Annotated in this window: 8 protein-coding genes; 1 reads left to right on the forward strand and 7 read right to left on the reverse strand. The window is 69.3% G+C overall.

All coding sequences use genetic code 11. The features are described 5' to 3' along the window. Position 1: 1 nt before the first annotated feature. A complete protein-coding gene (locus ACLQ2R_RS36795; protein ID WP_425966042.1) occupies positions 2-2629 on the reverse strand; it encodes an amino acid adenylation domain-containing protein in 2628 nt (875 codons plus the stop codon). Between the two features lie 390 nt (positions 2630-3019). On the opposite strand from ACLQ2R_RS36795, the gene ACLQ2R_RS36800 reads away from it, so the two are divergent. Further along, positions 3020-5332, forward strand: a complete 2313-nt coding sequence (locus ACLQ2R_RS36800) for a non-ribosomal peptide synthetase (RefSeq protein ID WP_425966051.1) — start codon at positions 3020-3022, stop codon at positions 5330-5332. Positions 5333-5418: 86 nt separating this feature from the next. Here the strand turns inward: ACLQ2R_RS36800 and ACLQ2R_RS36805 are convergent, their stop codons facing one another. The 6 genes from ACLQ2R_RS36805 to ACLQ2R_RS36830 form a co-directional block, all read right to left on the reverse strand. Next, entirely contained in the window at positions 5419-6219 is an 801-nt protein-coding gene (locus ACLQ2R_RS36805; RefSeq protein WP_425966043.1) for a phytanoyl-CoA dioxygenase family protein, read from the reverse strand. 112 nt (positions 6220-6331) lie between these two features. Then, positions 6332-7729 (reverse strand): MFS transporter, encoded by a 1398-nt coding sequence (locus ACLQ2R_RS36810; RefSeq protein ID WP_425966044.1) that lies wholly within the window; start codon positions 7727-7729, stop codon positions 6332-6334. A gap of 10 nt (positions 7730-7739) precedes the next feature. Continuing rightward, on the reverse strand, positions 7740-9122 hold the full coding sequence (locus ACLQ2R_RS36815; protein ID WP_425966045.1) for an MFS transporter: 1383 nt from the start codon (positions 9120-9122) through the stop codon (positions 7740-7742). Positions 9123-9169: 47 nt separating this feature from the next. Further along, complete coding sequence (locus ACLQ2R_RS36820; RefSeq protein WP_425966046.1) at positions 9170-10402, reverse strand: cytochrome P450; 1233 nt, start codon at positions 10400-10402, stop codon at positions 9170-9172. Between the two features lie 32 nt (positions 10403-10434). Then, the gene (locus ACLQ2R_RS36825) at positions 10435-11568 is read right to left on the reverse strand and encodes an aminotransferase class I/II-fold pyridoxal phosphate-dependent enzyme (protein ID WP_425966047.1); all 1134 of its coding nucleotides are present in this window, start codon (positions 11566-11568) and stop codon (positions 10435-10437) included. A gap of 360 nt (positions 11569-11928) precedes the next feature. Further along, positions 11929-12937, reverse strand: a 1009-nt coding sequence (locus ACLQ2R_RS36830; protein WP_425966048.1) for an alpha/beta fold hydrolase, incomplete at its 5' end; no start/stop codon positions are given.

Raw genomic sequence — 12937 nt, forward strand, 5'->3', positions numbered from 1 at the left:
GTTATGCACTCCCTGCTCCACCGACACGCTCCAGCGCGCCATCCAGTTCCGCTGCCGTCTCGATGACGTGTTCTCCTCTGATGAAGGTCCAGTGGTCGCCGTCGATCGGGATGACGGTCAGGGGCCCCGTGCAGAGTTCCCGAAGGGCCGCGGCCAGTTCGGCCCGGCGTGCCGGGCCGGTGGCGGCGGCCTGGAAGAGGTGGACCGGCCCGGGGTACGGCCGAGGCCGATAGCGCATCGCCGCGTTCATACAGGTCCGGGCGGTCTCCAGTACGGCCCGCAGGTAGGCGCTGGACGCGCCGGCCGCGATCGGCGCCCCCATGAGCTGGACCCAGGTCTCGGTCGACGTCAGCTCGACGAGGTCCGCGTCGGTCGTGGCCCGGTCGTCGAGTCGCGCCACCACGGTGTCGAGCAGGCCCAGGAACGGTGTCTGCGCCATCGGCAGGCCGGTGAGGGGATCGATGACCGGGTTCGCGTCGAACAATCCCAGGAAGTCCACGGTGGCTCCATCGGCGACGAGCTGCTGTGCCATCTCGTAGGCCAGCACGCCGCCGAACGACCAGCCGCCCAGCCGGTAGGGGCCGTCCGGCTCGATCGTGCGCAACTGCTCAACGTGCCGGCGGGCGATCTTTTCGAGCGTGCTGCCGAACGGGGGCGGCTCCCCCGTCCAGCCGATGCCGAGTAACCGCAGCGGCGCGTTCGAGGCCTGGGCCAGTTCCCGGTAGCCGAGAAGCTCGCCGCCGAGCGGGTGCACCAGGTACAGGCTGCGGTTGGAGGGACCGGGGCGAAGCGTGACGATCTGTGATGAGCCGTGCTGTGGCCGGGGCGCCGATGCGACCGAACCCAGTGCGCCCGCCAGGTCGTCGACCGTGCCGTGTTCCAGGAACAGCGACAGCTCGACCGGCCGGTTCAGGGCTTGGCCGAGCTCGGCGACCACCCAGGTGGCGAGCAGCGAGTCTCCGCCGACTTCGAAGAAGTCGTCGTCTCCCGCGAATTCGTCGTGGCCGAGCACCCGGGTCCAGATGGCGGTGACGACGTCGGTGAGCGACGGCGCGGCCGGGGCGGGCTCGTCCGGCGCAAGGCCCGGCGCGGCCGGCAGCTCGAGCTCGGCCAGCGCCCTCGCGTCGATCTTCCCTGTGGTCGTCCGCGGCATCGTGGCGACGTCGACGTACCGCGATGGCAGCATGTAGGCGGGCAGTATGCCGCGCACGTGGTCCGTGAGCTCCCGGTGGGAGACCGGGCCGTCGGTCTGGAGGTACCCGACGAGCACGGACACGCCGTCCGCGACCTCGCGCAACCCGACCGCGGCCGCCTCGACCCGGGGGTGGCGCAGCAACGCGTCCTCCACCTCGGCCGGCTCCACCCGGAAGCCGCGCACCTTGAGCTGCCTGTCGGCACGGCCGATGAACTCGTAGTTCCCGTCGTCGCGAACACGGGCCAGGTCGCCGGTGCGGTACAGGCGCTCGCCCGGCGCGAACGGGCTGGCCACGAATCGTTCCGCGGTGCGGGCCGCATCGTGCTGGTACCCCCGGGCCAGGCCGGTCCCGCCGACGTAGAGCTCGCCGACGTCCCCGTCCGGGACGGCGTGGAGTCGATCGTCGAGCACCCGGCAGGAGACCTCCTCCACCGGAGCGCCGATGGACGGTATCGCCGGCCAGGAGGCCGGGTCCTCGGGGAGGGTGAGGCTGGTGACGAGATGCGCCTCGGTGGGCCCGTAGTGGTTGTCCAACCGGCAGTCCGGGATCGTGGCGAAGAGGTCGCGGATCGCCGGGGTGATGATCAGGCGCTCACCGGCGGTGATCACGTGCTGGAGGGAGTGGGGGGTCACCGAAAGCCGTCCGGCCGTGACGGCCATCAACTGCAGTGCCACGTATGGCAGGAACAACCGCTGGATCCGCTGACCCGTGATCGTGTCGAGCAGCGCGGCGGGGTCGCGGCGCACCTCCTCGGAGGCCACGACCAGGCATCCGCCGGTCGCCAGCGTCGAGAGCACCTCCTGGAACGTCACGTCGAAGGAGGTCGCGGTGAACTGCAGCGTGCGCAGCCCGGGCGTCCCGCTGGCGAGCTGCCAGTGGATCAGCCGGGAGAGCCCGCGATGGGTCATCGCGACCCCCTTGGGCACGCCGGTCGAGCCGGAGGTGTGCAGGACGTACGCAAGCGTGTCCGGGGTGGGAGGGGCGGCCGCGAAGGGCTCCTGCGGGGCCTCCGCGTCCGGAGGCACCACGACGACTCCGGCTCCCAGCCGGTCGGCGTTCGCGTGGTCGGCGATCACCATCCGGGCACCGAGATGCCGCACGGTCGCCGCGACGCGCGCATCGGGCGCGGTCACGTCCAGCGGGCTGTACGCGCCGCCGGCCGCGAGCACCGCCAGCATCGCGACGATCGTGTCGACGGAGCGGTCGAGCAGAACGGCCACCGGTTGCTCCGGACCGGCACCGCAGGCACGCAGCCGGTGGGCCAGCGCGTCCACCCGGCCGACCAGCCCCGCGTAGCTCAGCGGCACCGTGCCGGCGAGGTCGACCAGCGCGTCGTGATCGCCGTCCACGCGCGCCCGCGCGCGAATCAGGTCCAGGACGCAGGCTCCCGGCCCGGCGGCCGGTGGCCGCATCATGGTCTCGATGTCGCTCACGGCAGGCGTCCATCAGTCCGAAGCACGATTCCCGCCCCGCCTTTCCGGTCGCGAGTCGCCGGGGTGGCGGCCGCGGCTCGTATCCCGACGCTAGGCGCGGGTGGCGCGGCGGGTGGAGTCCCATGAACGGGCGACTGGGCGGCTCCGCTGTCCTGCGAACTTGGGACGGACCCTCGGGTTGACCGGCTCGAGAACCGCTCGATTAACTGAGGAGCAGGATAGATCCAGACCATTGGAGCATCCGTGACCAGCAGCCGCCACTCAGCCGAACGCGCAGTCGCTGCGCCGGTACCCATTCCCTTGGCGACGAACGAGCCGGCCGTCCGAGGCCTCCCGGAGACGGACGGCGAGAGGAAGACATCGATGCCGCCGGAATGTGTCGGCCCCGTGATGATCCCGCCCGCCTTCGCACGGGCGCTGCACGCCCTGGCGTCGGCCGTCGAGGTCGACGACCTCGTACCGCTGTCGATCTGCGCCGCGGTGCTGGCGCGGCGGCTGTCGCGGCCCGGTGGGTCGCGCCGGGCTCAGGTGTTCCAGGGAGCGCGGGAGATCATCACGCCGGCCTCGGCCGCGCCGGTCGATCCGGCCGACACCTTCCGCACCGCGCTGCGGCGGGCCTCGGAGCGATGGGTCGCCGCGGTACCGGACGCGGCCACCGGCCAAGGGACCGATGTCACGATCGTGGTCTCGCAGGACAGCCGGCGCCTGTACGCCGAGAGCATGACGAGCGCGGCCGACGCGCCGACCGCCCAGTGCTGGGCCCGGTCGTTCGTGCAGCTCCTCACCTGCCTGGTGAACGACCCCGACACGCCCATGACGGCACATCCCCTCATCGATGACGCCGAGCGCGACCGCATCCTGCGCGGGCTCAACGCATACGGCGTACCCGAGGTAGGGCACGCCACGATGACCGCGCCGTTCGAGGCACAGGTGGGCCTCACCCCCGACGCCGTCGCCCTGGTCGACGAGCAGGGCACCACGCTCACCTACCGTGAGCTGAACGAGCGGGCGAACCGGCTGGCGCACTTCCTCATCGGCCAGGGCGCCGGTCCCGGCAGCCGCGTCGGGATCTGCATGCAGCGCGGCGTCCACCAGGTCGTCGCCATCTACGCCGTCGTCAAGACCGGTGCCGTGTATGTTCCCCTCGAGGCCGAGCTGCCCGACTCCCGGCTCGCGTACATGCTGGAAGACGTCGCACCGGGACAGGTGCTCACCGACCCGGTCTGTCGCGGCCGTGTTCCGGACGGTGGCTGGCGCACGGTGGACGTCGAGTCCGAGCGGGATTCCTGGGAGGTCTGTCCGGCGAACGATCCGGCGGTGGACGGGGAGCCTGACGGGCTGCTCAACATTCTCTATACCTCCGGTACCACGGGCCGTCCCAAAGGGGTCGCCTACCCGACCTCCGGCGCGCTGGCGCACCTGGCCTGGATGCAGAGCCGGTACCCGTTCGGCCCTGATGACTGCGCGGTGTTCAAGACCTCCCCCGGCTTCGACGTCTCCATCTGGGAGCTCTTCTGGCCCCTCTATCACGGCGCACGTCTCGTGATCTGCGAGCCGGGCGGGCACCGCGACCCGCAGCGCCTCGCGCGGCTGGTCGAGGAGCACAACGTATCGATGATCTTCTTGCCGCCGACCGTGATGGCCCCGTTCCTGGAGAAGGTGACGGCCGATCGGGCCGGCGCGTTGCGCTGGGCGATGTGCGGCGGTGAGCCGGTCACCCCTCGCGTCCGCGACACGTTCTACACCACACTGCCTGCGGCGAAACTGGTGAACTGCTACGGCCCGACCGAGGCGGGCAATGTCACCGACATGATCCTTCCAGTCGAACAGGGCGTCCCGGTGCCGCTGGGACGGCCCGCGGCCAACTTCCGGATCACCCTGCTGGATGAGAACCTCGACCTGGTGCCCGTCGGCATGCCGGGTGAGGCGTACATCGGTGGTGACGTCGGCCTCGCACAGGCGTACTGGCGCGCACCGGGCCGCACCGCCGAACGGTTCGTCGCCGACCCCTACGGGGCGCCGGGGTCGCGCACGTACCGCACCGGCGACCTGTGCCGGTATCGGGACGACGGCGTGCTGGAGCACCTCGGCCGTATCGACAGGCAGATCAAGATCCGAGGGCTGCGCATCGAACCCGGGGAGATCGAGTCGGTGCTCGCCGCGCACCCGGCCGTCGCCGACTGCGCGGTCATCGCGCACGGCACCCCGATCCGTCTCCTCGCCTTCGTGGTACCCGCCGGCCGGGTCGGCGTCGACGACCTGGACGTCGTGGCGCTCAGCGATTACGTGGCCACCGTCGTGGCCGACCACATGAGACCCGAGCGGATCGTGCCGGTACTGCGCATCCCGGCGACCGTGAACGGAAAGATCGACAAGGAAGCGCTGGTCGCTGTCTGGCAGACGCTGGTCGACAGCGAACGGAAGATTGTGCCGCCCGCAGACGAGGTGGAGGCGGCCCTGGTCGACATCTACCGCCGGGTCCTGGAGACCGGGCCCGTCAGCGTACTGGACACCTTCGCCGAGCTCGGCGGCCACTCCCTGCTCGCTTTCCAGCTGCTCGACGAGTGCCTGGAGAAGCTGCGCGTACGGCCCGCCGTGACCGATCTGCTCGGTGGTACCGTCCGCGATGTGGCGGCGTCGGTCCGGGCGGCGCGACAGGCGCCTGACACGACCGATTCCGGGCACGCCACGTCCGCCGAGTGACCGCATCAGAGGCCGTGGCGAGGCCCCGCTCGCTCAGCGTGCGGCCCGCCCGGGTGAGAACTACGCGAGCGGGCACGCCGGGTGTGTCACAGCCGTAGCCCTCCGGTCAGCGGGGCCAGCGGCGTGGTGTCCGACGCGGACAGGAATTCCGGCCGGCGGTTCGGCATCTCCCGCGGAACGTTGTCGACACTGTTGTAGGTGATGATGACGAGCTGCCGGTCGTGGGGGGACATGTTGGTGCCCGAGCCGTGGACCAGCCGGGGATCGAACAGCAGCAGGCTTCCCGCGGCACCCGTCGCGGCCCGTATCCCGAGCCGGGCGATCAGTGAGGCCAGTTGCTCGGCGGTCAATGCGTAGTCCAGGTCGGCCGCGAGGTTCGACTTCCAGCTCTTCTGGCCGCCGTCCCGCCGCCGCTCGGTGGGTACGGTGCCCATCCGGTGGGAGCCGGGCACGAACAGCAACGGCCCGTTGTAGGGCGTCGCGTCATCAAGGAAGAGCGCGACGTTCGTGACCGACGGCGCGGGCATGCCGTCCTCGCGTTCCCAGAAGATGTAGTCCTGGTGCCATGGCCACACGTCGCCGTGCAACGCCCGCTTGGCGTTGACCTTGCTCTGGTAGACGTACACCTTGCCGTTCAGCAGTTGTTCGGCGGGTCCCAGCAGGTCGGGCAACCGGACCAGGCGGGAGAAGAGCTCGCTCGACTGGTGGCAGCCGTGGACGCCGCGGATGGTCCGGCCGTCCTTCTCCAGGACCCGGCCCGGATGATCCTCCCCGTAGAGCCGCTCGACCTCGTTCCGGATCCGGGCCACGTCGCGCGGCGTCAGCACGTCCGGTACGACAACGAAGCCGTCTTCGTGGTATTCGCGGAGCTGGGCGTCCTCGAGCACGGCGTGCCCTCCTCACAAGATGGTGTCGCTTTGCCATGGTGGCTCGTGCGCGCGCAGGTCGCGCCTCCCCGCTTTTGGGGACGGATGGCGGGGGCGACTCGGTCTGCCGGGCTCAGGGCCCTTTCCCGACGGCTTCCACGCCGGCGGAGGAGCCTGGCTCTGTGGTCTCGACCGGGTCGGTGCCCCCTTCGGACGTCACATCCTCAGGTGTGACGTCGGGGAGTTCGTCCTCCAGATGTCGCAGCCGGGGATACAGGTAGGCCACTACGACGCACAAGGCGAGCAGGAGACCCATCACCATCATCAACAGGGCGAACCCGCGGCCTGGGCCGTCGCCGATCACCGCTGCCAGGAGCGGCGAGCGGACCTGGTCCCGGCCGACCAGAGGCAGGAACACGTGATCGGCGGCCAGGCCCGCCAAGGCGAACGCGAGCAATCGCGGAACCGATGCGATCATGTTCCGTAGTGCGATGACCCGGCCGAGCAGATGGGGTTCCACCTTGGACTGCCACAGACTCTGGTTGCTGCCGATGACGATCGCCAGGTCGGCGAAGAAGACGAAGGCGGCGACGGCTATCAGCGCGACGCTCGGTCGCAGGGAGCCGGCGATGATGGCCACCGCGAGCACCAGCGAACACCCGAGTATGCCTCGTACGCGTCGCCGGGGGCCGCCCCATGCGGTCATCGCCAGGCTGGCAGCGACCATGCCGATGCCGCCGATCGTCAAGACGGTGCCGAGGGCGCCTGACGATGCGAACGCGAGGACGAGAGGGGCGATCAGCACATCGACGAAACCGGCGCAGAACTCCAGCGCCGCGATGAAGGCCAGCAGGGCCAGCAACCCGCGCCGGACCGCGACATACCGCCACGCCACCGAGAAGTCCCTCAGCAGCGTCGCCATCCCGGCGCGCGTCGCCTCAGCGGCTTGACGGGCCATTGGGATCCGGACGTAGAGCAGGGTGAGAATCGCCGCGCCGAACGAGACGCAGTCCATCAAGATGATCCCGTCGATGCCGATGGCCAGGAGCAGGAACCCACCGGCCGCCGGCGCCAGGACCTGGCTCGACGCCAACGCGATCAATCTCATCCCGTTCGCCCGGCCGATGTGCCGTTTCGGTACGAGGAGCGGCACCGAGGCCTCGAACGCGGGCACCTGCAGCGCGGCGAGCACCGAGAGGGCGGCGACGACCAGGCACACCGGCCACACGGCGGTGGCGTCGGCGGACAGCACGGCTGTCAGGACCAGCATGACGAGCAAGGAGCCGATGTTGGCCACCAGTAGTGCGCGTCTGGCGCCGAAGCGGTCCGCGAACGAGCCTGTGAAGGGGGAAGCGAGGACGAACGGCAGGGAGGAGAGCGCGTAGATGAAGCCGAGCGTCGTGGCCGAACCGGTCATCTGGTAGACGTAGACGCCCAGGGCGAAACCCGAAAGCGCCGATCCGGTCAGCGAGACGAACTGTCCGCACCACAGGACGGTGAACGTGCGGAACCCGGAGGCGGGCGGTGCCATGTCTTCTCCTTCACCGCCGCGCCGACTCGGCCGCCAGATCCTCGGGTGTCACGTCAGGCAGGGTCTCCTCCAGCCGGCTCAGCCGCCGGTGCCGGTACGCGTACACCGTGCAGAGCGCGAGCAGCACGCCGATCACCATCATGAGCAGGGCCAACCCTCGGTTCGGTCCGTCGCCGACCAGGACCGCCACGAAGCGCGACTTGACCTGGTCCTCGCCGATCAGTGGCTGGAAAACACCGCTGAGGACTCCCGCCATGACGTTGCCGAGCATGAGCAGGCCGGCGTAGATGACGTTCTTCAGGGCCATCACCCGGCCCAGCCGCTGGGGTTCCACCTTGATGTTCAAGACGGTATGGATGTTGCCGACGATGATCGACGTGGTGCCCAGGAAGAGGAAGGCGGCGACGGCGATCAACGTGACGTTCGGCCGCAGCGAACCCAGGACGATCGCCACCGCGAACAGCAGCGAGTATCCGAGCATGCCGTTGACCCGGCGGCGAGGCCCGCCCCACACCGTCATCGCCACGCCGGTGGCGACCATGCCGAGTGTTCCGATCCCGAAAACGACGCCGAGCGCGCCCTCCGAGGCGAAGGCGAGGACGAGGTCGGGAAGCAGCACCTCGACGAAGCCGATACCGAAGCTGATGACACCGAAGAACACCAGCAGCGCCACCAGTCCGTGCCGGGTCCGGACATGGTGCCAGGCCTCCCTGAACTCGGCCAGCAACATCAGCGCGCCGGTGGCCGCCGTATGCTCCTGCCGGGCTCGCGGGATCCGTACCGCCACCAGGGTCAGCACGGCCAGGGCCAGGCACACGGCCACCAGCAGCCCGACTCCTTCGATGGCGATGGCATCGAGCAGGAGTCCGGCGGCGATCGGCCCCAGCACCGCGCCGATCCCGTTCACGAGCATCCGCGTCCCGTTCGCACGGCCGATGTGCCGCTTCGGCACCAGCAGCGACACCGACGTCTCGAAAGCGGGCAGCAGCAGCGCCTTCAGAATGGGAACGATCATGATGATGGCGAACGCGTGCCACGTCGAGAAGGTGTGCGTGAACAGCGGCACGGCCAAGGTGGCCGCGAGCAGGATGCCGCCGATGTTGCTCACCAGGAGTGCGCGCCTCGGCCCCCAACGGTCGATCAGCGAGCCGGCGAAGGGAGAGGCCACCAGAAAGGGAACGAAGGGAAGGGCGAACATGATGCCGAGGAACGGCAACGCGTACTGCTCGTAGAAGTAGAAGGCCGCCGCGAAGTTGAGCACCGTCAGACTCGTCACCGCGACGAACTGGCCGCACCAGACGATCGTGAACGTGCGGACCCCGTTGGCGGGCACCGCCACCTCTGCTCCGCCGTCGTCGGGATTGTTGCGGGTATCAGCGTGGGAAGTGCTCATTGTCGACCCCAAAGATCAGTTGTCCCGATGACTGGACGTGTTCGCTTTCACCGGCGCGTCTTCGGCCGGTGGGTCACCGCGCACGGCAGGGAGGCGAACCCGCGCTGGTGCGGGGAGTGCACACGCCGGGTGTTGGTCATGTCGATCTCGTACTCCGACACCAGCGCGCCGATCTCCTCAAGGGCGATCCGCATCTCGAGCCGGGCGAGCGCGGCGCCGAGGCAGTGGTGCGGGCCATGGCCGAAGCTGATCAGCTTGCTGGTGTCGCGGTCCAGGTCGTATCGCTCCGGGTCCGCGAACACCCGCCTGTCGCGGTTGCCGGCGGCGGGCAGGATCGCGATGCGTGCGCCCTCCGTCAGCTCGACGTCATGGATGACCGTGTCCTTGGTGAGGGTACGGGCGGTCATCTGGCTCGCCGAGTCGTAACGTAGCGTCTCGGTGGCCCAGTCGTCGGCGCGTCCGTTCAGCCCCGCCCGCTGGACCTCCGGGTGCACCCAGCCGTGGTACCAGGCATTGCCGATGGTCTTACCGGTGGACTCGTTGCCGGCGCTGATCACCAGGAACAGGAACGCGACGATCTGCGTGTCGGTGTGCCTGACGCCGTTGACCTCGGCTTGGATCATGGCCGACGTCAGGTCGGCCCCGGGGCGGCGGCGCAGGTCGGCGACCAGCTCGACGAAGTAGTTGGCCAGCCGCAGGGCCGCGGCCACGGAACCCGGGCCCCGGTCCTCCGACCCGTCCTCGCGCTGGTTGAGCTGGTCCGTGTCGGCGCGGATCTGGTCCCAGTCAGCTTCCGGAACCCCGAGCATCTCGCAGACCACGTCGTTGGGCAGCGCGGCGGCGTAGTCGGCGGCGAAGTCGAATCTCGCCTGGTCACGCAGCAGCTCCAGCCGTTCCCGGGCGAGCTGGCGGATCCGCGACTCCAGGGCCGCCACCTTGCGCGGTGCGAACGCGGCCCCCACGAGGCTACGGTACGCACCGTGCTCGGGCGGATCCATGGCGAGGAAGAAGCTGGTCTGCACCGCGTGCGGGCCCCACAGCTCCGACTCCAGGGAGATGCCGTTACGGTTGGAGAACAGCTTGGGATTGCGCAACGCCGCCACCACGTCGGCATGCCGGGACAAGGCCCAGAAGTCGCGTTGCTCATTGCGGTACAGCGGCGCGTGCTCTCGCATCCAGGCGTAGACGGGGTAGGGATCCTCGTGAATCCGGTAGTCGAACGGGTCGTAGCCGAGGGCCGCCTGATCATCCTCGTGCAGCGCCAGAGCATCTGTACTCATCGATCCACAACTCCCGTCCAGTGATCGCGATGTCAGGTGGCGTCCACGGACAGGTCGCGATACGCCTGGGCCAGCGTCCGCGCCCCGCGCTCGACGACCTCGAACGGCCGCGCCAGCGAGATGCGGATGAAACGCAGACCGCCCTCCGGGTCGGCCCAGTGGAACGGCGTGCACGGCAGCACGTGGACGCCGCGGGTGACCATTTCCTTGTACAGCACCGAAGAGTCGGGGCCACCCGCGGGAAGCCCGATCCGGGCGACACTGATCTGGGAATCGGGATCGGCCAGCCGCAGCCCGGCCGACCTGATCGTCTCCTGGACCACCGCACGGTTCCGCTCCACCAGCGCCCGGGCTCGCTCGTAGCCGCCGTTCACCCAGTCGCCGGCCAGGGCCGTGACGAACTTCAGGACGACCGGTGAGGCGGCCAGCAACGACTCCGAGAACGCGCGCTCGATGGGAAGCCTGGTCCGCTCGCTGTACGCCAGCAGTCCGATCTTGAGCTCGTGCACGGGCCAGAGCTTGCCGGTGTCCTCGATGACGATCCAGCTCGCGCCTGCCGCCTCCAGAATCGCGTACGTGTCGTACTGGGCCTCACGTACCTGGCCGCGGAAGCTGGCGTCGATGATGACCGTCTGCCCGTGGCGGACGGCGTGCTCCGCGAGCGAGCGCAGATGATCCTCGGGCACGATGAGGCCGGTCGGGTTGTTCGGGTGGGTCACCACGATCGCGCGCACCGGAGGCTCGGGCCACTCCTGTGCGAGCAGGGCCGACTCGAACAGGGGAACGAGTGACAGGCCCCTGGTGATGAAAAGGTCGGCGATGTTGTCGAAGGTGGGGTGCAGCACCGCGATGACCGCGCCGGCGGGCAGCGCGCGAGCCACGATGTCGGTGGCCAGCGTGGAGGAGTAACAGCTCAGGATCCGGCCGGTGCCGATCGGCGCGCTGTGCTGTCCGATCGCGCCGAGGAACGCGGCGTGCGCCTCCCGTTCGATGTCCGGGAAGGGGCGGTTGGACGCCTCGGTGAACATGTCGGGGATACGCTCGACGATGGCCGCCTGCTGTGCAGACAGGACGAGCCGGGCGTGTCCGTCGGTGAGGTTGAGGCCGCCGCCCAGATCGGTCAGCGCCTCAACCTCCATGATGGTCAGGTTGGCAAGCTCGCTCATCTCTTAGTCCTTCGGACGTCGCGCCCGTACGTTGCCGCATGCGTGTGCCACGGCGGGCGTGGACCGGCAAACAGTAAGTAATTTGCCTATCCAGGACACTAAGTTGCTGGTGTCACTGTGTACCTGTCCCCTCTAATAGGGACCGAGGTGAATACCTCGGTCCCTATGCCCATAGGGACGTCCGAATCGATCCGCACCTGGCGCGTCGAGCCCGCCGACGAACGCCGGCCCCGCCACCGGTCGATCGTCGTGCGGAAAACGCGCACTGCCACTGCGGGCAGGCCGAGGTGAACCCGCTTGGTGATCGACCGCGGCCCTGACACGACACCGGTCAATCGGCGCATCGGCGAAAGGGCTTTGTCAGCGCCGCTCCCGTACCGCCTCGAGACAGTCGCGCAGCACGCCGGCGAGTTCGTTCAGATGAGGCGGTTGCAACATGCTGTAGTGGTCGCCCGATACGGTTCGATGCTCGAAGGCCGGCGAAAGCGCTCTCCACCTGGCGAGGTCCGCAGCGGCGTGACCGGCCGCGCTGATCAGCACCAGCCGTCCGGGGTACTCCCGCTGCCGGTACGAGAGCGCCGCCCTCGTGTTGGTGCCGAACACCCGCATGCGCGTCCGGAGCTCGTCACGCGTGCCCGAGAGGAGCAGGCCCGCATCGTCGAGCACCGCCAGCGCTCGCTCCTCCAGCGCGTCCCAGGCCAGGTGCCGGAACGGCTCGGGATCGACGTCCGGCGGTCGTACCCCGGCGATGCCGGCGAGGTCGCCTACGAAGCCGGAGAGCACCTCCAGATCGTCGGGAACGTACGGATCACCGGGTAGGCCGCTGTCCAGCGCGACGACGATCGCGACATCCTCACCGGCGTCGACCAGTTGCCCGGCCATCTCCAGGGCGACAACACCGCCGAGCGACCAGCCGCCGAGGTGGTACGGCCCGCTCGGCCGTACCCGGCGAATGATCTCGATATATTCGGAGGCGCGCCCGGCCAGGTCGTCGGAGCTCGGAGCACCGCGTAGTCCGGGATCCTCGATCGCGTAAAAGGGCTGGTCGTCACCGAGCAACGGTGCCAGCCGCACGTACTGGGCCACCGACCCGCCGACCGGGTGCACGAAGAACAACGGTGGCCGACTACCTCCGGGCTGCAGCACGGTGACGTCGTCGGCGACGGCCGCATGGTCGGCGTCGCTTCCGTCGAGCCGGGTGGCGAACTGTTCCAGGACGGGGCTGGTGAACAGATGGCGTAGGTCGAGGTTGATGTTCAGGTGTTCGCGGATGCGGGCGGCGAGCTGAATGCCGTGCAGGGAGTTGCCGCCGAGGGTGAAGAAGTTGTCGTCGGCGCCGACCTGTTCCACTCCCAGTAGTTCCTGCCAG

Source organism: Streptosporangium sp. DT93 (assembly GCF_049844535.1).
Taxonomy (GTDB): Bacteria; Actinomycetota; Actinomycetes; order Streptosporangiales; family Streptosporangiaceae; genus Streptosporangium.

Excerpts from the sequence above, each read along its gene's own strand:
- ACLQ2R_RS36800 (WP_425966051.1), top strand. The coding sequence starts at position 3,020 with ATGATCCCGCCCGCCTTCGCACGGGCGCTGCACGCCCTGGCGTCGGCC.
- ACLQ2R_RS36810 (WP_425966044.1), bottom strand. The coding sequence starts at position 7,729 with ATGGCACCGCCCGCCTCCGGGTTCCGCACGTTCACCGTCCTGTGGTGC.
- ACLQ2R_RS36815 (WP_425966045.1), bottom strand. The coding sequence starts at position 9,122 with ATGAGCACTTCCCACGCTGATACCCGCAACAATCCCGACGACGGCGGA.
- ACLQ2R_RS36820 (WP_425966046.1), bottom strand. The coding sequence starts at position 10,402 with ATGAGTACAGATGCTCTGGCGCTGCACGAGGATGATCAGGCGGCCCTC.
- ACLQ2R_RS36825 (WP_425966047.1), bottom strand. The coding sequence starts at position 11,568 with ATGAGCGAGCTTGCCAACCTGACCATCATGGAGGTTGAGGCGCTGACC.